The 23,825-nt window shown below is 27.0% G+C and carries 18 protein-coding genes and 1 tRNA gene; 13 read left to right on the forward strand and 6 right to left on the reverse strand.

Going from position 1 to position 23,825, the window contains the following annotated elements; genetic code table 11:
- The first annotated feature begins 404 nt into the window (after positions 1-404).
- The 10 genes from QMA81_00410 to rodA all read left to right on the forward strand — a co-directional run bounded on the left by QMA81_00410 (position 405) and on the right by rodA (position 13,089).
- Positions 405-1,436, forward strand: coding sequence for a PhoH family protein (locus QMA81_00410; protein WHL24804.1), 1,032 nt, complete (start codon positions 405-407; stop codon positions 1,434-1,436).
- A 56-nt stretch (positions 1,437-1,492) separates the two neighbouring features.
- Positions 1,493-1,969, forward strand: coding sequence for an rRNA maturation RNase YbeY (ybeY, locus tag QMA81_00415; GenBank protein ID WHL24805.1), 477 nt, complete (start codon positions 1,493-1,495; stop codon positions 1,967-1,969).
- Positions 1,970-2,005: 36 nt separating this feature from the next.
- A complete protein-coding gene (gene corC / locus QMA81_00420) occupies positions 2,006-2,896 on the forward strand; it encodes a CNNM family magnesium/cobalt transport protein CorC (protein WHL24806.1) in 891 nt (296 codons plus the stop codon).
- Positions 2,893-4,452, forward strand: coding sequence for an apolipoprotein N-acyltransferase (lnt, locus tag QMA81_00425; protein ID WHL24807.1), 1,560 nt, complete (start codon positions 2,893-2,895; stop codon positions 4,450-4,452). The genes corC and lnt overlap by 4 nt, the downstream gene beginning before the upstream one ends.
- Before the next feature lie 204 nt (positions 4,453-4,656).
- A complete protein-coding gene (gene leuS, locus QMA81_00430; protein ID WHL24808.1) occupies positions 4,657-7,272 on the forward strand; it encodes a leucine--tRNA ligase in 2,616 nt (871 codons plus the stop codon).
- A 62-nt stretch (positions 7,273-7,334) separates the two neighbouring features.
- Positions 7,335-7,835, forward strand: coding sequence for an LPS assembly lipoprotein LptE (lptE, locus tag QMA81_00435; protein ID WHL24809.1), 501 nt, complete (start codon positions 7,335-7,337; stop codon positions 7,833-7,835).
- Positions 7,836-7,898: 63 nt separating this feature from the next.
- A complete protein-coding gene (gene holA, locus QMA81_00440) occupies positions 7,899-8,924 on the forward strand; it encodes a DNA polymerase III subunit delta (protein ID WHL24810.1) in 1,026 nt (341 codons plus the stop codon).
- Positions 8,925-9,635: 711 nt separating this feature from the next.
- Positions 9,636-9,938: a ribosome silencing factor gene (rsfS, locus tag QMA81_00445; GenBank protein ID WHL25290.1), complete on the forward strand. Its 303-nt coding sequence runs from the start codon at positions 9,636-9,638 to the stop codon at positions 9,936-9,938.
- Between the two features lie 124 nt (positions 9,939-10,062).
- Positions 10,063-11,913, forward strand: a complete 1,851-nt coding sequence (gene mrdA / locus QMA81_00450) for a peptidoglycan DD-transpeptidase MrdA (protein WHL24811.1) — start codon at positions 10,063-10,065, stop codon at positions 11,911-11,913.
- Positions 11,914-11,976: 63 nt separating this feature from the next.
- Positions 11,977-13,089 carry a rod shape-determining protein RodA gene (gene rodA, locus QMA81_00455; protein WHL24812.1) on the forward strand — a complete coding sequence of 371 codons (1,113 nt, stop codon included), beginning with the start codon at positions 11,977-11,979 and terminating at the stop codon, positions 13,087-13,089.
- A 338-nt stretch (positions 13,090-13,427) separates the two neighbouring features.
- Here rodA and QMA81_00460 read toward each other — a convergent pair whose 3' ends face one another.
- Together QMA81_00460 and QMA81_00465 are read right to left on the reverse strand one after the other, a co-directional pair.
- On the reverse strand, positions 13,428-14,369 hold the full coding sequence (locus tag QMA81_00460; protein ID WHL24813.1) for a DMT family transporter: 942 nt from the start codon (positions 14,367-14,369) through the stop codon (positions 13,428-13,430).
- 188 nt (positions 14,370-14,557) lie between these two features.
- Positions 14,558-14,631: transfer RNA gene (locus QMA81_00465), tRNA-Arg, on the reverse strand.
- Positions 14,632-14,824: 193 nt separating this feature from the next.
- Here QMA81_00465 and folD point away from each other — a divergent pair.
- Positions 14,825-15,676, forward strand: coding sequence for a bifunctional methylenetetrahydrofolate dehydrogenase/methenyltetrahydrofolate cyclohydrolase FolD (folD, locus tag QMA81_00470; GenBank protein ID WHL24814.1), 852 nt, complete (start codon positions 14,825-14,827; stop codon positions 15,674-15,676).
- Positions 15,677-15,721: 45 nt separating this feature from the next.
- Here folD and cysS read toward each other — a convergent pair whose 3' ends face one another.
- The gene (cysS, locus tag QMA81_00475; protein WHL24815.1) at positions 15,722-17,131 is read right to left on the reverse strand and encodes a cysteine--tRNA ligase; all 1,410 of its coding nucleotides are present in this window, start codon (positions 17,129-17,131) and stop codon (positions 15,722-15,724) included.
- 351 nt (positions 17,132-17,482) lie between these two features.
- Between cysS and QMA81_00480 the strand changes: the two genes are divergently transcribed.
- Both QMA81_00480 and QMA81_00485 read left to right on the forward strand, forming a co-directional pair.
- Positions 17,483-17,764, forward strand: coding sequence for a hypothetical protein (locus tag QMA81_00480; protein ID WHL24816.1), 282 nt, complete (start codon positions 17,483-17,485; stop codon positions 17,762-17,764).
- Positions 17,731-18,234: a UDP-2,3-diacylglucosamine diphosphatase gene (locus QMA81_00485; GenBank protein WHL24817.1), complete on the forward strand. Its 504-nt coding sequence runs from the start codon at positions 17,731-17,733 to the stop codon at positions 18,232-18,234. Before QMA81_00480 ends, QMA81_00485 begins: the two co-directional genes overlap by 34 nt.
- Before the next feature lie 883 nt (positions 18,235-19,117).
- Here the strand turns inward: QMA81_00485 and adk are convergent.
- The 3 genes from adk to apt all read right to left on the reverse strand — a co-directional run bounded on the left by adk (position 19,118) and on the right by apt (position 23,098).
- Positions 19,118-19,783 carry an adenylate kinase gene (gene adk, locus QMA81_00490; protein ID WHL24818.1) on the reverse strand — a complete coding sequence of 222 codons (666 nt, stop codon included), beginning with the start codon at positions 19,781-19,783 and terminating at the stop codon, positions 19,118-19,120.
- Between the two features lie 622 nt (positions 19,784-20,405).
- Positions 20,406-22,475, reverse strand: coding sequence for a DNA polymerase III subunit gamma/tau (dnaX, locus tag QMA81_00495; GenBank protein WHL24819.1), 2,070 nt, complete (start codon positions 22,473-22,475; stop codon positions 20,406-20,408).
- A gap of 68 nt (positions 22,476-22,543) precedes the next feature.
- The gene (apt, locus tag QMA81_00500) at positions 22,544-23,098 is read right to left on the reverse strand and encodes an adenine phosphoribosyltransferase (protein WHL24820.1); all 555 of its coding nucleotides are present in this window, start codon (positions 23,096-23,098) and stop codon (positions 22,544-22,546) included.
- Positions 23,099-23,825 lie beyond the last annotated feature (727 nt).

Below are 23,825 nucleotides of genomic sequence, written 5' to 3' on the forward strand. Positions count from 1 at the left end.
CTTATGATTTATTTAATGTAAGGGTCAATTTATACACAATGTGTGTTTAATGATATTATTAAGATTATATATAAGTAAATAATTATTTATGCATAAATATATAACATATAAAACTATATATTTAAATAAATATTAAAAATTTTATGGGATTTAATTATAAATTTTATATTCTTAATATATGATTAAGTACATTTTAATCTTAAAAATAGAGCATATGATATGATAATATCAATAATTGGTTAATTTTTATGAATAATTGTATATTTAATGTGTGTTAGTATATAATACCGTATATTATTTTTCATAACTTATAATATATGTTTATTGGTATTATTTATTTTAAAAAGGTGTTAAATGCAGTGATATTATTAACTATTTTAGTTCCGATAATTTGGGAGTGATATTTGAATTTAGTAACTAAAGAAATTAGATTACAACCAGTCAATAATAAACGTTTGATAAGTCTATGTGGCCCTTTAGATGAGAATTTGAAACAATTAGAATATCAATTGAGCATTACTATCAATAGGTACAATAATTTTTTTAGATTAATAGGCCCGCCAATTTCAGTTGAAATAGCTACTGATGTTTTAGTGTCTTTGTATTCGGAAACAAAATCTGAATATGGAATGATTAATGATATCAATCCAGAACAGATATATTTGACTATTAAAAAGATTCAAATATTGAAAAACAAATTAAAATATACGAAGGAAATTAGAAATACTTCAGTAAGAATTGAAACAAAACATGGAATAATCAAACCTCGCACAGAAAATCAAGCACAATATATTTCTAATATTTTTAATCATGATGTTACTTTTGGTATAGGACCTGCAGGAACTGGAAAAACGTATCTAGCAATAGCTGCTGCGGTAGATTTATTGGAACGTCAAAAAAATAAACATATTATTTTAACTCGCCCTGCTATTGAAGCCGGAGAGAAATTAGGATTTTTGCCAGGAGATCTCCATCAAAAATCTGACCCCTATGTTCGGCCGTTATATGATGCCTTATTTAATATAATTGGATATGAAAGAGTAGAGAAATTAATACAAAAAAAAATAATAGAAGTAGCTCCATTGGCTTACATGCGTGGACGTACACTGGATGATTCTGTCATCATCCTTGATGAAAGTCAAAATACAACTATTACTCAAATGAAGATGTTTTTAACACGTATTGGATTTCGCTCTACAGTGATTATTACTGGAGATATTACACAAATCGATTTACCATCCAATCAATCATCTGGATTGGCACATGCTATTAAAGTATTGCCTATCATTAAAGATATTAGTTTTAATTTTTTTAATAAAGAAGATTCGGTGCGTCACTCTATAGTAACTCGGATAATAGATGCATATGAAGCATGGGATAGTAATAAAAGCATCTTAGACGAAAGTTATGATAGATATAAGAATAATTGTAAATAAAATTATCAAGAAATAAATAGTGACGATTAAAATTATTGTAATAAGAGGATTTATTGATGGCAAATAATCAAATAATTCTTGATTTGCAATTAGCATGTAAAAATTTACATGGATTACCTAGTAGAAAATTGTTCAAATCATGGATGCGCGGTATATTTTCTGCGTATAAAAAAAAAATAGAATTAACTATTCGTATAGTAGATACGAAAGAAATGCGTTATTTAAATTGGTATTATTTAGGAAAAAATTATCCTACTAATGTTTTATCATTTTCCTTTACACCACCGTTAGGAATTCCATCTTCATTACTCGGAGATATAGTACTTTGCCGTCAAGTGATTGAGTATGAAGCTAAGAAAAGAAATGTGCCATCTACTAGCGCGCATTGGGCGCATATGATGATTCATGGCTCATTGCATTTATTAGGATATAATCATCTTCTTGATACAGAGGCTATATTAATGAAACGAGCAGAAATAAGTATACTGCAGCAATGCGGATATCAAACGTGTTGTTCTATTATACATAGGTAATTTAAATTTCTATAAGATATAGTATAATTAAACATTATGAATGACCATAATTTAGAGGAGAATGTTAGTTCTATTCGTAAAAAGAGCTTTTTTGCTTTCATATTACATCATCTCTTTCATAGTAGTCCTAAAAATCGTGATGATTTGCTAAATTTAATACGTGATTTTGAACAAAATTCTTTGATAGATGCAGATACTCGAGATATGCTAGAAGGGGTTATGGATATTGTTGAACAAAAAGTTAGAGATATTATGGTTCCTAGAGCACAAATTATTTTTTTAAAAAATACTCAAACTTGGGATGAACAGCTTTCTATTATTATAGAGTCTGCTCATTCTAGATTTCCAGTATTATGCGGTAATCAGGATAGAATTAAAGGAGTGTTAATTGCTAAAGATTTACTACCATTCATATTAAAAAAATCTCAATCATGTAGTATTGATAAAATTTTGCGCCCAGCTTTAGTAGTACCAGAACATAAAGGCGTAGACAGAATGTTACAAGAATTTCGTATACAACACTGCCATATGGCTATTGTGATAGACGAATTTGGAGGCATGTCTGGGCTTATTACTATTGAAGACATATTGGAGTTGATTGTTGGGGAAATTGAGGATGAATATGATAATAAAGATAGTTGTGATATTCGTCAGATAAGTCAATATACTTTTATTGTTAATGCATTAACCCCTGTTATAGATTTTAATAAAATGTTTAATACCTGTTTTTATAATGAAGAAATAGATACTGTTGGAGGTTTTGTGATGCAATCTTTTGGGCATTTACCTACAAATGGGGAATCTATAAATATTTTAGGTTATAAGTTTAAAGTTACACTTACAGATAGTCATCGTATTATGCAATTACTTGTACAAATTCCTAAAAATTCATTATATATATCTAAACAAAATAATTTTCATACATGATGTTTGTTGTTACCGTATATTATAAATACAAACAATTTTTTTGGTTGTTTATAGTATTATTGTTTGGAGCATTCGGTGTTTTAGGATTTTCTCCATATAATTTCTGGCCAGCTAGTATTGTTTCATTAACTGTTTTATTAAAAATAGTTTTAGAGTTTACTACTTTAAAACAAGTAGTATGGTATGCTTTTTTTTGGGGTATTGGTTTTTTTGGTAGTGGGTTACAATGGATTTATATAAGTATAGATAAATTTAGTAATATGTGTAGTTGTGTAAATACTGCATTAATAGTTTGTTTCGTTTTATATCTGACATTGTTTCCTATATTATTTTCTGTTTTACTTACGGTAATACGCTTAAATACAACTATATGGTGTGCAGCAGGGGTTGCTCCAGTATTATGGTTAATTATTGAATATATTAGAGGACATATATTTACTGGATTTCCGTGGTTACAGTTTGGTTATAGTCAAATTGATGGGCCTTTCAAAGGAATTGCCCCTATTTTTGGGGTGGAAGGTATCACGTTTATTCTTGTTTTAGTAAGTGGATTAATAGCGGTATCTATTAAAAGAGCACAGTTATCATTAATGGTTATATCTTTAGGGATATTGTTGTTTCTATGGCCTTTAGCATGGATACAATGGTATCATGTACAACCACAGCGTGCTGTAGATGTTTCTTTAGTACAAGGTAATATTAACCAACACATAAAGTGGGACGCTAATTATTTAAAAAAAATCATCCAAATATATTTGGATCATACTTTACCCTTGCTTGGGAAAACAAAAATAGTTATTTGGCCGGAATCAGCTATCCCAGGGAATGAAATTGATCATAATCAATTTTTAACGTTATTAGATTATCAATTAAGGCAAGATCAAACAAATTTGATTACTGGAATTATTGGAATACGTTATATTAAAAACGAATACTATTATTACAATAGTATTATAGTAATTGGAGAATCTAAACCTTACAAATATCCGAGTTATAATCGGTATGATAAACATCATTTAGTATTATGTTCTGAAAGGTTTCCATTCCAAAGGTTTTTTAGTCCATTGCTACGTTTATTTAATATTCCTGTTCCTTTTATGCAAAAAGGCTATTATTTTCAACCACAATTGACTGCATCATTTATCAAAATGACTGCTGTTATTTGTTATGAAATAATTCTTGGTAAGCAAATTCGCGATAATTTTAAACCTGATACTGATTTTTTATTAACTGTTGCAAATAACGCATGGTTTGGTAATTCTATTGGTCCATGGCAATATTTTCAAATGGCGCGCATGCGTGCTTTGGAATTAGGAAGACCTTTATTATGTAGCACTAACAATGGAGTTACTGCTATTGTGAATGCGGATGGTTCTATTCAAGCGCAATTGCCTCAATTTAGTTCAACAGTACTTAATGATACAGTTATTCCAACTACAGGTTTAACGCCGTATGCAAGGTTTGGATCTTGGTTTTTTTTAGGTATCATTACTATATATGTTATTTTACTCTTTAAATTTGGAAATCATGTATTTTTAATAAAAAATTTTTATTAAATCTATAAAATGCGTAGTGTGTAATGGTATGAAATTTCGAATTTATGTATAAGATTTATTTTTATTAATGATGTGTATTTATTACTATTTAATTGTTAGTGTTTAATTTTAATAAAAAATAGTTTTGATCTAAAAATATTGATATTCTTAATTAATTTAAGTTTTAATTACCAATTAATAATTTTTATTTATAGTGAAGTCGTTATGCAAAAATCGTATTCTCCAAGTAAAATTGAAAGCATTATTCAGAAATATTGGTACAAAAATAAGACTTTTTCAGTAGTAGAAGATAGTAGTAAAAAGAAGTATTATTGTTTATCTATGATTCCATATCCATCTGGAAACTTACATATGGGTCATGTGCGTAATTATACAATTGGAGATGTAATTTCTAGATATCAACGTATGCTTGGAAAAAATGTATTACAACCTATAGGTTGGGATGCTTTTGGGTTGCCTGCAGAACATGCTGCAATTATAAATAATACAGATCCAGAAATTTGGACAAAATCTAATATTTGTTACATGAAAAGTCAGTTACAATCATTGGGTTTTGCTTACGATTGGAGCAGAGAGATTATAACTTGTCAATCTCAATATTATCGATGGGAGCAATGGTTTTTTACTATTTTATATAAAAAAGGTTTGGTATATAAAAAAACTTCATCAGTAAATTGGTGTCCATATCATAAAACAGTTTTGGCAAATGAGCAAGTTATTAATAATTGTTGTTGGCGTTGTCATACTCGTGTGAAATATAAAAAAATTCCGCAATGGTTCATAAAAATTACTGATTATGCAGATCAATTGTTGTATGGGTTAGATCAATTAAAAAATTGGCCTAAACAAGTAAAAATTATGCAAAAAAATTGGATAGGACGTTCGGAAGGGGTAAATGTTACTTTTAATATTGAGAATCGTGATGATACGTTAACAGTATATATAACCCGATTAGATATTTTCATGGGAATTACTTGTTTATTAGTATCTATAGATCATCCGATAGTGTTAAAAATAGCAGCAATTGATCTAAATTTAGCTCATTTTATTAAAAGATATGAGAATTTTAATATTAAATCGAGTAAAATAAATGTTTGTTTTTTTGAAAAAAAAGGAATGCCTATTAATATTTATGCGATACATCCAATTACTAATAGTAGATTGCCAATTTGGGTTGCTAATTTTGTAATACCTATTGAATCCGATGGAATAGGTGCAGCTATGTTGGTTCCAGCCCATAATCAACAAGATTGGGAGTTTGCTCATAAATATAGTCTACCAGTTAAAACTGTCATAAAGAATCTGGATGGAACTGAACCAAGCGTTATAATTAAAGCAATGACTGGAGATGGAATATTATTTAATTCTGGTGAGTTTAATGGATTAAGGTCTTGTATGGCGTCTAATATAATTGCTACAGCATTAATTGCACGTGGTATAGCTCAACATAAGATACATTATCGTTTAAAAGATTGGTGTATCTCACGTCAGCGTTATTGGGGAGTGCCTATTCCTATGATAACATTAGAAAATGGTGTCGTTAAACCGGTTTTTTTTGATCAATTACCGGTAATTCTTCCAAAAAAAATAGCATTTATGCAAAGTAATAGAAATAATAAACATGTAGATAGTTCTTTGAAGATGTATTCGAATTGGATGAAAACTACTTATAAAGGACAAACAGCTATTCGTGATACTGATACTTTTGATACTTTTATGGAATCTTCTTGGTATTATGCTCGTTATACATGTCCTCATTATGACAAATCTATGTTGGATACACGTTCTGCTAATTATTGGTTACCAATTGATCAATATATAGGTGGCATTGAACATGCCATTATGCATTTATTGTATTTTCGTTTTTTTCATAAATTAATGCGCGATGAAGGATTAGTTTGTTCTGATGAACCTGCAATACGTTTATTATGTCAGGGTATGGTATTAGCAGATTCATTTTATTATTTATCTACTAATGATCAGCGTATATGGGTGGATCCAACTCATGTTAAAATAATAAAACGTGATAAAATAGGACATATTGCAAAGGCTGTAGATAAAGATGGACGTGATTTAATTTATGCCGGAATGTGTAAAATGTCAAAGTCAAAAAATAATGGTATTGATCCCAATATAATTATTAAAAAATATGGAGCAGATACAGTACGTTTTTTTATAATGTTTGCTGCTCCAATTGGAGCAGCATTAGAATGGAAAGAATCTGGATTGGAGGGTGCTAAGCGTTTTCTTAAGCGTGTTTGGAGTTTAGTATATCAACATATCCAAGGTGGGCCTGTGGATAAATTGGACGGTTTAATGCTTAATTATACGCAAAAATTTATTCGATATAATATACATAAAACCATAGAAAAAGTTACTGATGATATTGATCGTAGACAATCATTTAATACTGCTTTAGCTGCAATTATGAAATTAGTGAATGAATTATACAACGTTCCAAAAAAAAGTATGCAAGATAGAGCAGTGTTGCAAGAAGCTTTATTAGTAATAGTCCGATTGCTATATCCGTTTACCCCACATATTAGTTTTATTTTATGGAAGGCTTTAGGAGGTTTAAGAGATATTGATCATGCAAAATGGCCAACTGTAGATATACAAGCAATAAGAAATGACAGGACGCTTATCATAGTGCAAATTAATGGAAAAATGAGACATAAAATATATGTACCACTGAATAGTGATAAGAATGTAATTTATAAATTATTAGAATCAGAGAATATTTTGAATAAATATCTTATTGGAAAAAAAATAAATAATATAATCTATGTTCCAAATAGAGTGATCAATATTATTATATAGTGAACGTTGAACATTCTTTGCATATAAAGAATTATCTTTTAATAATTGTAAGTATTGTTACTATGATTATGTTTGAAAGTTGTGGTTATCGATTGTGTACAAATATAGCGGAAAAAAAGTCACAAATAATTAATAATATGAGTTCTATATCATTACGTAGCTATGATCCATTTGGACCAATAACTCGTGCTATACTGACTGAGTTGCATGTTAACCAAATTGGTGTTGTTGATGATATAAGTAATAACTTATGCGCACAAGAAGTCCATATTCCTTGTTTACGTATTCTTGGTGCTTCAGAAAAGTATATAACTACTTTTGTTTTTCAGAATGGAAACGAAGCTGGATATCAATTAATATTGCATATACGAACTAATTTATTCATACCAAATAAAAATTGTTGTCCTATTAATATTCGTGTGTATCGTTCTTTTATACGAAATCCTGGCAGTGCTTTATTTAAAGATACACAAGAAAATGATATACGTCAAGATATGTATCGAGATGCAGCACAACAACTTATACGTCAATTATTTTTAAGATTTGATGATTTTTATAATTGAGATATGTGACAAAATTATTTTTGTATCTAATATTGATATTTTATTTTGTCATTAAGGTATGTCATGATACGGATATATCCAGAACAATTATTTTTAGAGTTAAAAAAAGAACTTAAGTCTGTGTATTTATTGCTAGGAAATGATTCTTATCTTTTGCAAGAGAGTTATCTTAGTATTATAAAGGCAGCTAAGATATTAAATTTTAATACGTCTGTCAATTTAGAATTGGATATATATTCTGATTGGAAGGATGTATTTAATTTATTTAAAACGACAAATTTATTTGAAAAACGAAAAATATTTTCGTTGAAATTTACTCAAAATTATCCTATTTCTTATTTTAATAAAAATATTCCTTTATTATTTCCGTTGCTTCATGATGATTTAGTATTAATTATATATATTCAGGAATCGAAGCAAATGAGTAAAAATAATATTTGGTTACAATATTTTAATAAGAAAGGAATATTTGTTGATTGTAGCACACTCACGTATGGACGGATGACAGTATGGGTAGAAAATCAAGCGAAGCATATGAAACTCGTTATAGAAAATTTAGCTTGTCAATTGTTATGTTATTATTATGAAGGTAGTTTAATTTTGTTGAATCAAATGTTACAAAATTTATCTTTAATTTATCCTGATGGAAATTTAAATTTTGCACGTGTCAGAAAAGTAGTTACTGATTCAGCATATTTTAATATTAACCATTGGGTGGAAGCAATTTTAGTAGGTAAGAAACAACGTGCTGATCGAATTTTACGGCAGTTGGAATATATGGAAGTTGATTTAGAAAAATTGTTGCATAAAATTAAATCTGAAGTATTAACAATAATTAATATAAAATATGGTATGGCACAAAGAAAATCATTTTTTAGCTTATTAAAACAATATAAAATATACAAAGAGTATCATTGCACATTGTTGTCTAGAGCGGTGAAACGGTTAAGTTTGTCTAAATTATATCAATCAGTTGGACTATTAGTACAAATAGAATTAAGATACAAACAGGATTATATTTCTCTTTCATGGTCTAGTTTTGAGGTATTGTCGGCTATATTATGTTACGATGAAAAAATTAATATATAATTTTTGTAAGTAATACCATGTACTATTTTGGTCTTATTTATAAAAAGGCTTTAAAAGTTTTATGTGATAACTATATCATAGTTGTTGTAATACGATATGTAGATTATTTATATAATATATATATTGCAGTTATGAAAATAGATTGTAACAAAAAATTTAATTGGTTACGGTTAAATCATATTAATATACATGGAAAGTGGTTTTTGATTTTCACTATTAATAGGTGAAGTATGTATGTGTGATTGTATGTAATTATTTTGATAATAATCTAAAATACTGAAAATTTATAATTATTATTGTATTAATTTTTTTATAGCGAAAGCTATGATATAAGACACATAGTTAATATTTGTACTTTTTGAATCGACAATATGTTTTATTTGAGTTTTATTAAAAATTAATAATACAGTAGATAAATGTATAATATGTGCGTAAATAATAGCTATTTTTATTAAAATTGATAGAATGTTTTTAAATAATAATACGATTTATAAAACAGAATATGTTAAAAAATAAAGTTCTATTTATTTAGTGCATAGACTAAGGTATTGAATATTACTTTATAAAATTGTTTGTATTTATTTAAAAATTGTAAATTTGTAAAATAATTATTGTGTTACATAATAGATATTGTACATTGATGATGTTTATATAACGATATAAACATCATACAAATATGTATTTAGGCGTTAAACTGTGCAATCCGATATTTTGAAAGAATTTGTAGTTAATATTATTAATAATATACAAGGACAAGATATTATATGTTTTGACATGTATGGCAAAACATATATTACGGATGTTATGATTATCTGTACTGGGATGTCTAGTCGGCATGTAATTTCAATATCTCAAGAGATATTGAAAAAATCCCGTGGGATAGGTGTGAAACCTTATGGTATAGAAGGTATGAATTTTGGAGAATGGGTTTTAGTAGACTTGGGTGATGTAGTTATACATGTGATGCAGAAAGAAATTCGTACTCTGTATGAGTTAGAAAAGCTTTGGTGTTAGTATAAATAAAGAGTTTATTTGTAAATACACCTGTTGTGTGTATTTACAAATATTTCACTTGTTATATAAGTAGTTATATACTTATATCAATTATTGATATTAGATATAAGTAAACTTTAATTACATGAAGTTAAATGATTCTCAAATTTTTTATAATTATTCGGCCGAGTTATTGTTGTTTGCACGTCGTGTAACTATTGCGTGTGTTTTTGTTTTATTAATCACTAGTATTCTATTTATTCATTTATATCAGATACAAATAGTTAATTTTAATATGTATACTACTCGTTCTAACGAAAACCGTATTAAGATTATTCCTATTCCGCCCAAAAGAGGTATTATTTATGACCGTAATGGAATAGCTTTAGCATTAAATCGAACCATTTACCAGTTAGAAATAACACCAGAAAATACAATTAATTTAAATCAAACGATTCATGAATTACAGTCATTATTAAATTTAAGTGATTACGATATAGTGCGTTTTGAAAAAGCTCGAAAACGTTCTTCTCAATTTGAGTCATTGCCTATTAAGATTGGTTTAACAGAAGAACAACAAGCTCGATTTGCTGTTAATAGATTTAGATTTTCAGGGGTAACAATGAAAAGTTATCAACGTCGTTACTATCCTTATGGATCTGATTTAAGTCATGTAATTGGATATATTTCTAAGATTAATGAGGAAGAAATAAAAAGATTGAGTAAACAAGGTATTTTAGGTAAGTATATTTCTGCTCCTAATATAGGAAAATTAGGTATTGAACGTTATTATGAAAATATTTTACATGGTACTCCAGGTTACGGAGCTGTAGAAATAAATAGTCGTGGGAAAATTATTAGAAAATTATATAAAAGATATCCAATTCCAGGAAGAAGTATTGTTTTAACATTAGATTTGAATTTACAACAATATATTGTAAAATTGCTATTAGGTAGTCGATCTTCTGTAATAGTCATTGATCCGAGAAATGGCGGAATTAAAGCTTTGATTTCAAATCCTAGTTATGACCCAAATTTATTTGTCGATGGTATATCTAATACAGAATATAGTCTTTTATTGAAAGATAATAATTGTCCTTTGCTTAATCGTGCCACTCAGGGGATATATCCTCCTGCATCTACAGTAAAACCTTATATTTCTGTATCTGCTTTAATTTTAGGAGTAATTAATCAAAATTTTCTATTTTCTGATCCTGGTTGGTGGCAATTACCTGGTTCAGAAAAACGTTTTCGTGATTGGAAACGATGGGGGCATGGAGAATTAAATATTACAAAAGCTCTTGAAGAATCTTCTGATACTTTTTTTTATCAAATAGCTTATAAGATGGGAATAGATAGTTTGTCTGAATGGATGAAAAAATTTGGATATGGTAGATATACTGGTATTGATTTATTTGAAGAATTAACTGGTGTTATGCCGACTAAAGCGTGGAAAATACAACGGTTTAACAAACCATGGTATCAAGGAGATACAATCCCGGTAGGTATAGGACAGGGATATTGGACTGCTACTCCTGTACAAATGTCTAAGGCATTAATTACTTTAATTAATGATGGCAATGTGCTTATTCCTCATTTGCTTGATAGTATTTTATTAGAAAAAGATTATATTCCGTACCATCAAACGGAATGCGATCAAGTAGGTGATCCAAAATCGGATGTATGGAAAATTGCTAAAGATGGGATGTTCGGAGCAGCTAATCGTCCAAATGGGACAGTTAGTAGTAGTTTTTCTGACGCTTCATATAAAGCAGCAGCTAAATCTGGCACAGCACAATTATTTAGTTTAAAAAGTAATCAAAACTATGATCCAAACAGAATATCTGAGTATCTTAGAGATCATAAATTGATGACCGCATTTGCCCCATATGAAAATCCTACGATAGCAGTAGTAGTAATTTTAGAAAATGCTAAAACTGGAATATCAATAGGAACAATTACAAGAAAAATATTTGATTATGCTTTATTACAATGAATGAATATTTGATTGTGCTGTTTTATTTATTTTTGTCAATCTAACTAATTATTAAATGTATTCATGAATCAAATTATTCGACGGAATTCATTATGGGATAAGTATCATATTGATTTAACATTATTTTTACTTATTATTTTTTTATTGTTATATGGAACATTTATAATGTGGAGCGCGTGTGGTCAAAATTTTGAAATGATGCGACTAAAAATATTGCAAATTATAGGAGGATTATTGCTTATGTTTTTTTTAGCGCAGATTTCACCTAGAGTTTATGAATTTTGGGCGCCTTATATATATTTTTTGTGTCTTATATTATTAATATCAGTTAATATGATTGGACAAATTAGCAAAGGAGCACAGCGTTGGTTAGATTTTGGTATAATAAGGTTTCAACCATCAGAAATAGTAAAAATTTCTGTTTTGCTTATGGTGTCATATTATGTTGATAGAGGACGACATCCACCATCTTTTAAAAATGTTGCCATAGCGCTATTATTAATTATAATTCCTACTATATTTATGTTAACACAACCAGATTTGGGAACAGCGATTTTAACGGTTAGTGCTGGTTTGTTTGTATTATTTTTATCTGGAATTAGTTGGAAATTAATTATATTTACGTTATTGCTCATGGTTTTGTTTACTCCTATATTTTGGTTTGTTTGCATGCATGAATATCAGAGGTCCAGAATAACGATATTATTGCATCCAGAAATTGATCCATTAGGTGCTGGATATCATATTATTCAATCAAAAATTGCTATTGGTTCAGGTGGTTTAACTGGAAAAGGATGGTTACATGGGACACAATCACAATTAGAATTTTTGCCAGAACGTCATACTGATTTTATTTTTGCGGTAATAGGGGAAGAGTTAGGATTGTTGGGAATATTAATATTATTAATGTTGTATTTAGGAATTATATTTCGTGGATTTATTATTGCGGTTAAAATAAAACATATGTTTGGCCGACTAATTATTGGTAGTTTTATGTTAGTGTTATTTATGTATATTTTTGTAAATATTGGTATGGTTAGCGGTTTATTACCAGTAGTAGGTATTCCCTTGCCATTAATAAGTTATGGGGGTTCATCTTTGTTAGTATTAATGGCTGGATTTGGCATAGTTATGTCAATGAATGGACATAGAAAAATGATTTCTAAAATTTTATAATAATTTTAATTTATAACGTAATGAAATTAATAATTAACATTGTTGTTGTATTGATAATATTAGGTTGAAAATTTTAAAGCTTAAAATATATGAAAAGTATTTATATATACATAAAATGTATTATCATTACATATAATACAAAACATTTTATTAAGTAAATTAGTTATATATGTTATAAATGTGTTTTTTAATGTAGAGATATAATATATGTTATAATATAATAAATGTCCTAATTATTTTAGGTTAGAAAATATCACTGAGTTCATTTAGTTTTAGTTTACTGAATTAATTAGTTAGTTTATATGGTAAAATGATAATATATGATTGAAAAAGTTATTTTAGCGCGTGTTTTTTTGAATTTGCATGATACATGTAACTCCAGAAATTAATAAAAACATTCCAATTAAAATTAAAGGAGATGGCCATAGTTGGCGATGTATAAATGAGTATATTAAACCTGCTATAGTTTCTACTACAATTAGTGGGCCTATTAATGTTGTTGGTAATCTTTGACTGGCTTCGTTCCAAAAGAATGTGCCTAACCAAGAGCAACAAAATCCAATTAAGATCATTAATAAAATAAAAAAAACTGGTCTGGGACCAAAGGGCAATATAAATTCATCTTGCATAAGATCTGAACAACAGATACATACAAAGCAATAAACGAGACATGATAATGGTAATGTAACTACTCCTTGTGCGTTGGCCCAAGTCATAGGTTTATTATATGGATGTGTTTTTAGCCAACGTGCATTTCTCAATGCATACCACGCCCAGCATAAAACAGAAATCATTGCTAAAATTATTCCACTTATATATTGCCATATGTTAAATATGAAAAATTCAGATTTTAGTTCAGAAACGTTTACGCATAATAATCCTATTCCCATTAGAAATAATGATGTTAGTAAAGTATGATATGGCAATTTTTGTTCATTATTAGAAATAATATGTGTTGTTATAGTTAACATTAAAGGTAAGGTTCCAATAATAGCTGTTGAAATCGGAGCTCCAACACGTTGGATAGCGCTTGTTAAGCATGTATAATACACTAAATGGCCTGCTAAGACTAATTTTATTGCTTCTAACCAATCTTGCAACAATAACTTACGTAACCGTGCTCTATCGTACCATGATAGTGGTATTGAGATTAATCCAAATGCAATGTAACGACCAGATGCTTGTAATATACTGGGATATTCTGGTATTAATAAGGGACCAATAAAGATCAACCCCCACAACAATCCTGAGATTACAGCAAAAGCAATTCCTAGTATCATAATACCTTTATTGTACTAATTAAACATATGGATACTATTATTTAGTGAAAATCTATTTTTATTAAGTTAAAAGTATATATTGTTGAGTATACACATTTCGATTAAATAGTGTTATATGATTATTTGATTAAGACTTATTTATTCATATTAATTTAGGTTTATATACTACAAGTATATACTATGGATAATACGCCCTATAGGATTCGAACCTATAACTTACAGCTTAGAAGGCTGTTACTCTATCCAATTGAGTTAAGGGCGCATTAACATGTCATGTTTTGTACATATTTTTAAAAAAGAACAATAGTGTTCTGGTATTTACCTAATTAAGTTAAATATTTTCTTTTTGAAAAAAGATGTGTAAAAGAAAGTGTATAATTTAGAGTTAATAGTAATATATATTTATAAAAATAACATCATCGTATTAATATAAAATTATTGGATATATTATTGAAATGATTGCTAAGGTAATTGATGGTAAATATGTGTCTGAAGAAATAAAGCAAAAGATAGCTAAACAAGTATGCCAGAATGTAAATTCTGGAAAGCGCGCGCCGGGATTAGCTATGATCTTGATAGGCCATGATCCAGTTTCTAAAATATATGTAGCTAACAAAAAAAAAGCATGTGAACAAGTTGGTTTTATTTCGTTTCTTTATATTTTGCCTGTTACCACAACCGAAAATGAAATTTTTCAATTGATAGAAACTCTAAATAACGATGATCGTGTAGATGGTATTTTAATTCAATTGCCATTACCAAATAAATTAAAAAAAGTAAGTATTTTTGAGCATATTGCTCCTGATAAAGATGTAGATGGTTTTCATCCATATAATATCGGTCGTTTATGTCAACGATCTCCTACACTGCGTCCTTGTACTTCTAAAGGTATTATTACTTTATTGGAATGGTATAATATAGATATGTTTGTATTGAATGCAGTTGTAATCGGAGCGTCAAATATTGTTGGTCGTCCTATGACGATGGAATTATTATTGGCGGGATGTACTGTGTCAATTACGCATCGTTTTACTCAGAATTTAAAAGTGTATCTTGAACATGCTGATTTATTGGTTGTGGCAGTAGGAATGGCAAATTTTATTCCTGGTAGCTGGATAAAACGAGGATCTATAGTAGTAGATGTTGGTATTAATCGTTTAAATAATGGAGATATAGTTGGTGATGTTCATTTTTCTAGCGCTTATGAACGTGCTGCATATATTACGCCTGTTCCAGGTGGAGTGGGTCCTATGACGGTGGCTACGCTTATTCAAAATACTTTACAAGCCTACTACAATCATCTTTGATAAGAGATGGATGTTTGTAGCTTATTCTCTATTTTAACTGCTTTATTACGTATTTGTATTATTACAATGCCATTTTGTTATTCCTGTAGGACTATCTTCTAATGTTATTCCCATGACAGTTAGTTTATTTCTTATTTTGTCAGATAATTCCCATTGGCTGTTTTTTCGAGCATCTTCACGACGTTTAATTAATTTTTGAATCTTTTTAATATGAAACTTTTTATTATTTTTTAATGTTATTTTTTTTAAAAATATTTCTGGATTTTGATGCAATAATCCAATAATGTTTGCTAAATATTTTAAAGTAGCTGCTATTCTTGGAGTGAGCGAATGACGCTTAACTTTTAAATAATTTAATTTATGTGCTATGTCAAATAGTACTGAATATGCTTCTGGCGTATTGAAATCATCATTCATTTTAGAGATGAATTTAGATATAAAGCAGTTTTCATCATAAGGTTTAACATCGGAATTAGGTTTAGTATCTCTTAAAGCAATATAAAGTCGTTTCAAGGATGATTGTGCGCTTTTGAGACTATTATCATCATATTTTAATTGGTTACGATAATGAGCAGACATTAAAAAATATCTTATTGTTTCAGGATCATAACGTCTTAAAATGTCACGTATAGTAAAAAAATTATTTGATGATTTTGACATTTTTTCATGGTTTAATAATAGCATACCAGAGTGCATCCATATTTTTGCATAAGGCATGTTATAAGCGCAAACAGATTGAGCAATTTCATTATCGTGATGCGGAAAAATTAAATCAGATCCTCCACCATGAATATCTAATTGATTACCGAAAATAGAATGGTTCATAGCAGAACATTCAATATGCCATCCTGGACGCCCTGCTCCCCATGGAGATTGCCAACAGGGTTCGCCTGGTTTAGATGTTTTCCAAAGCACAAAATCTATAGGAGGATTTTTTATGTTTGATGTTTTTAAAATATTGTGAATTTCAGATATTTTTTTTTTCTTAGATAATATTCCGTAGTTATGCATGGTTTTTACAGAAAACATTATATCTCCATTAGAAGATATATATGCGTGTTTTTTTTTGATTAGTAGGTGAATAAATTTAATAATTATATCAATATGATCGGTTACTTTTGGTTCGTAATTTGGACGTAATATATTTAATGAATCTAAATCTAAATGCATTTCTTGAATCATACGATTAGTTAACTGTTTAGTTGTTTCATTATTTTCATAAGCTCTTTTTATAATTTTATCATCTATATCTGTAATGTTACGAACATAATTTACTTGATATCTACAGTGACGCAAATAACGGATAATAGTATCAAATGTTAGAAATGTTCTAGCATGTCCAAGATGGCATAAATCGTATACTGTAGCACCGCAAACATATATCTTAATTTTTCCATCAACAAGAGGTATAAGTTTTTCTTTTTTTCTTGTTAAAGTATTAAAAATTTTGAGCATTTTAATTTATTCTGTAACGCTAATATATTGAGTGTTCATAGTATATAAGTACTGATAGTAATTTATATACTTTTTAAATAAAATTACTATAAATAATTTATGTTAACAATAATATTGATAATTATAACTTTAATGATAGAATATAACATATGTTTTTTTTACAATAAATACATGATTAATGTTTATTGTGTAATTGAAATGTTTGCGACTGATGATTATATTGTGTTAAATGATTGATTATGTATATATATTGATATAATGAATTTTATTCAGTTGGTTATATTTTTAATTAGATAATTTTAATATAGAATATTAAAAAATTTATAAAAATAATTATTTTATTTAGTAGATATGTCAATTTTGTTTATTTCAGATATTCATTTGCGTTCGGAATCTCCAGATGTCACTGATGGATTTTTGCATTTTTTAAATTATTGCGCAGTACGCGCTCAATCTCTTTATATTTTAGGAGATTTGTTTGAGATTTGGTTAGGAGATGATGATTATAAATCATTACATATTAATATTGCTAAAGCTTTAAAAAGATTAAATAAAAAAAAATTTCATGTTATTTTATTCATGGCAATCGTGATTTTTTGTTGGGAAAACAGTACGCTAAGGCTTGTGGAATGACGTTATTATCTTCAAAACAAGTTTTAAAATTAGAATCAGGGAAAAAGGTAGTCATTTTACATGGAGATACTTTATGTTCTAAGGATAAATCATATCGATTATTTAGAAAATTTTTTAGAAATATTGTAGCACAACGGTTATTTTTGTTATTACCGTTATCTATACGTTCACGTATGTTTAGTATTATTCGTTCATGTTGTGTACGACATAAACAATGTAAATCAAAAAAAAAATTGGATATTAATTTGAGAATGGCTACAGATATATTAATTAAGAATAATGCAGATATTATGATTCATGGACATACTCATCAACCAATGATTTATAAAATTTTTGGATCTAAAAAAGATATTTTAAATATAATGGCATTAGGGAGTTGGAATACATGTGGTTCAATGATAGAAATAAATGAAGAGAATAATAATATTACATTTATGGAATTCCCGATACGCAAAATAGTTAAAAATTAAATTATATTTCTATTTTTAATTGTTATAGTATACTATAACAATTAAATTTTTACTATGTTTGAAAGAAGATGTAATGGGTTTTTATATTTCTTACGTAAATAAGAAATATAAAATGAGAATTTTGATTTAGGTATTATTTGTTGTGATTATTTAATATATTTTTGGTGTAGTTCTATTTTATTGAAAGAGATCTTGATTATGATTGTTTTAAATATTTTTAGTGTTTTTATTTTTTAATTTTTAAAATTTCTAATAAGTAGTGGTTTGACTGAAATGTGTATTATTATCATTTTTTAGATTTAATTTTATATAGAACTAGTTTTTATTTAGAAGAATTTTAAACTTCTTTTTATAAAGAAAATAATACATAAATATTATGTCTTACATTTAGAGAGTTGTGAATTGTTGTTCCTGTGTGTGCAATGCAATGCAAAAGGTTTTATTTAGGAAATTAATGTTTAAGTAGAATTTTAGAATATTTTAAAATAAGTTTTATGATATAATATTTATTAATGCTTAAATAAGAAATTTAATCATGTTTTATGTAAAATGTTTAGACTATTTATAATAGTCCGTAATAGGCAAACAGATATCTCTATAATAAAAGTTATACATAATAGTATTTATATGTTACTAACTGAAATTAATATTTATTGGCGGTTCTGCTCGTAAATTTTTATTTAAATTATAGTGTAAATTTTTGAATAATATGGTAGATAGTTTTTATTTAGTTAGTTAATGTTTTATGTTAGGATTAAAAATAATCATAATTTTTATTATAACAGTTAATACCGTTCTTAATTTTAAAAATTATAGTGCAGTAAATCAGTAAGGTTTCTATCATAAAAATTATTAAATTTTATGATTCTTAATTTAAACTAAATTATTTGTTAATTAATAAACTAATTAATTCTTCATAGATTTCAGTAATTTTTCTATTTCCATCAATCGAAAAATATTGTAAGTTTTTAACTTTAGACTCGTGTCGATAATAATCTAATACTGGTTCAGTATATTGGTAGTAATTATGCAATCGTTTACGTATAGCTTGTTCACAATCATCTTTTCGGGTAGTTAAAGATTCACCGGTAATGTCATCTAATCCAAAAATTTTAGGTGGGTTAAATTGCATATGATATGTTCTACCAGAATCTATATGTATTCGTCTACCTGTAATACGATTAATAACTATAGAGTCTGATATAACGAATTCTATGACGTAATTTACAAAAATTTTATACTTTTTCATAAATTCTGCTTGTAGGATTGTTCTAGGAAATCCATCTAATAAAAATCCATTATAGCAATCGTTTTTATTAATACGCGCGTTAATTAACTGAACCATAAAATCATCATTTACTAAATTTCCGGTATGCATCACATTTATTACATTTTTTTTAATTTTGTGAGATTGATATGGATTTTTAGTAAATGATTGACGTAACATCATACCTGTAGAAATATTTGGGATGTTATATTTATTTGAAATAAGATGAGCTTGAGTCCCTTTTCCAGATCCAGGAGGACCAAGAAATATAATACGTATCAAATTTAATTCTCGATTAAAATCATATAAAATTGTTAAATAATATTTATAATATACTGCATCATTATTTTTTTTAGATATAAGGAGAGTATTATTTAAATATACACGTAAAGAATGTCAATTTCACATTGATGTCCAAAAGCACTATTATACCATAAGTTAGATATTGATTATTATATTTTATTAATTGATTATTATAGACTATAAGAGTGTATTTTATTGCATTTTTATATTTGATAAGATGTATTGTATATGTTATATCTGTTACAGATAGTAATGAAATAATTAATTAAAAATGAAAGACATATTTAATAGATCAAAATTATTTATGTATAATCTTGAATTAATTTTTTGTTTACTGCTATTATTTAGTAACTTATTTTTAATTTTTAATAAGATAAATTCTATTCATAATAGGTTTAAATCTCATTTTAAATGGTTAAATATGTAAAATAACAGTTATATAATAATTGATGGGTTTTTATGTTGTAGTAACAATAAATAATGTAATTACAAATTATATATATACATAAAAATGATTGAAAGTTAATCTAATGGTTAACTCATTTATATATGATATAAATAGATAAATAGTAAGTTTTATATAATGAGTGTTATGTTGATATTAAATTATTTTAATCTCATTTTCGTCAATTTCAGCATCAAAAAAAGTTTTGATTATTTTGATATATGGATCTTTTGAAAATTCTTGTTTTATTTTTGATATTTTTTCTTTATATAAAATATACATATGTTCTATTGGTGTTTTTATGTCGTAATTATCATCCTTTTTTATATGCAGTGTGATTGGTATACCGATATTATTGCTAAGTGATTCCTGTATTATTTCATGCAATTTTATAGAATTTAAATGTTGATAATTAGAACGAACATGTAGGCATATTTCATTTGAAGAAATTTTTTCTTTCCAAGAATTCATAACTAATTTTTTTGCTGTTTTTGGCAATGTCAATCGGTATATTTGTGATGTCCATGAATCGTTTCTCATTGCTTGTTGAAGTATTTCTTTTGTGAAATTAGACATATTTTGATGATTTTTACTACAGTTTTTGTTATTATTATCATTCTTATTGTATTCTAAAGAATTTAATAAATCTTTATTAATTTTATTAATGTTGTTATTAGAATTATTTTTTATAACGTTTTTATTAATGTTGGAAAATCGTTCTAATATGCCTTTTGTTGTTTTTTGAGATTTTGAAATTAAATTTGATTTTTTTTCTATTTTATTTAATTTGTTGTTTTCTTTATATTGTAATAGTTTTGAACGAGCTTCCAATATTTTAGAAGTAGTAGTTATATTATCGATGTTAGATGTAGGTTTTGGTGATTTTGATTTGGTGTTATTGGTATTATTATTAGATTTTTTTACATTTAAACATAACATATCGTTTATTTTCTTTTGGTTTGTTGTATTTAATAGACTTTTATCTTGATTATTATTTTTTGGTTGAATATCACCAATGATAGTAGGTTGTTTATCGTTTGTATTGAATATACGATTATTATTTGAACGAATAAAATCTGAAGATACATTGTTATTATCATTATTACATTTTTTATTTGTTGTATTTTCGTCTGGACGAAAAGCAAATGCGCGCAGCATGGTCATTTCTATTCCCATACGATGGTTAGGAGTATAAGGTAATTCTCGACGACCTAATAGAAATATTTGATAATATAATTGTACATTTTCTGGGGTAATATGATTGCTTAATTTATATATGCGTTGGTTTATATTTTGTATAGTATTATTACTTTCTTTTTTTATAGAATTCAATAGAAATTGACCTATAGCTATTTTTTGTAAGATAGTAAGTATTTCACTTAAAAGATTATCCCAATCAATTCCTAAAATTTCATAGTTTTCTATTTGGTGCATTATGTCATGTATACTTCCGTGTATTAAGTTTTCAATTAAAGATAGTGGATGTTCTATATTTAATATACCAAACATATCATCAATGACATTATTGGTTATTTCGTTATTGCCTAATACAATAGCTTGTTCGGCTAAACTAAGCGCATCACGCATACTTCCTTTTGATGCGTGAGCTAATATTTCTAAAGCAGAAGATTCTATCTTTATATTTTCTTTATTAAAGATATATGTTAGTTGAGTTATAATATGAGAAATGCTTAGTGGTTTTAGGCAAAATTGTAGGCATCGCGATAATATGGTTGCTGGTAATTTTTGATATTCAGTAGTAATTAAAATAAATTTGACATGAGCAGGTGGTTCTTCTAATGTTTTTAATAAAGCATTAAAACTGTGACGTGATAACATATGTACTTCATCTATGAGGTATACTTTAAAGCGACCTCGTGATGGCATGTATTGTACGTTATTTAAAAATTCTCTGGTATCTTCTACTTTAGTACGTGATGCTGCATCTATTTCGATAAGATCAATAAAACAGCCTGATTCAATATCTTGGCAATTATTACATTGCCCGCACATATTAGATGTTAATCCTTGTTCGCAGTTTAATCCTTTTGCAAATAATCGGGCAATGGTAGTCTTTCCTACTCCTCTTGTTCCGGTTAATATATAAGCTTGGTGAATTTTATTTAATGAAAAACTATGTGTAATTGCTTTAATAATATGTTTTTGTCCCACAATATCGGAAAATTTCTTTGGACGCCACTTACGGGCAAGTACTTGATAATTCATAATATATAACTCGTATAAGAATTTTATAAATAGAAAAATTCAATTTAATTGGTTTAGTGAATATATTTTTAATAATCAGAAAACATTACTAAACTGTAAGAATTTATTCCTATTTTTTTTAATAATGATTTACCACCTAAATTTTCTAAATCTATTAGAAATCCAGCATGGTTTACTTCTCCTCCCAATCGTCTAATTAATTTTACTACTGCTGCAATTGTTCCGCCTGTCGCTAATAAATCATCTATAATTAAAACTTTATCACCTGGTATAATAGAATCGGCATGTATTTCTAGGCATCCACTATCATACTCTAAAATATATGGTTCACTAATAGTTGCGCGCGGTAATCTCCCTGATTTACGAGCAGGGATAAAACCCAGCTTCAATATTAATGCTAATGGAGCGCTAAATAAAAATCCTCTTGCTTCTATTCCTACTATTTTAGTTAATTTATAGTCTTGATAATGATGGGCTAGAAGAGTAATGCTTGTTGAATATGCTTGTGGATTTTTTAATAATTCAGTTATATCGCGAAATAAAATGCCTTGTTTTGGGTAATTAGGTACAAATTTAATATTTTTTTTGATTAATTCTAATTGTTGATCCATAACATGCATCATATTTGATTCCAAAATATAAAAAATAATTTAAATTTAATTTATATATCTATACAGAAATTTTGTGCAGATTAAACTTCATAATATTGTGATTATAAGTATAAATTCCATATTTTATATAAGCTATTTTTTACATGATCAAATGACTGGATACTGTAAATAGTTGTATTTTTAGTATAATTAATTCACATAGTATATGTGAATTAATTATATATCTATGTTTAGGTAAAATTTCAAGTGTTTATTTTAAATTATATATAAATTTATTAAATAAAATATTTTAAAGTATAATAGTACCATTGCTATAGATATTTAAATATATAACTAATCTATTGATATTTATGATAGTTTATAAAATTTAATTATAAATAAATTTTTTAATAAATAACAGAATTTATGATTTATATAAGTAAATATATGACTAATGCCAGTGATTATTTAATTATTTAGATATTTTCTTAAGTTACAATGTATATTACAAAAATATACATTTCAAAGATTGAAAATTATTAGTTCTTACAAATTTAATTTATTAAATTTTTATTAAACTAACAATTAAAAATTGTGTACTTAATAATATTTTGATTAAGTAAAACTATAGCAGTATAATGCTTTTTAAGAAGTAAAATATACCATTATTTAATAAATTGGTATCTTAATTGTTGATTTTTATTACTTGTTTATTTAAATAATAAACAATTTTCTACTAATAGTAGAGTAGTAGAGATTA

The sequence above is a fragment of the Candidatus Blochmannia vicinus genome (assembly GCA_030020825.1).
Lineage (GTDB): Bacteria > Pseudomonadota > Gammaproteobacteria > Enterobacterales > Enterobacteriaceae > Blochmanniella > Blochmanniella vicinus_A.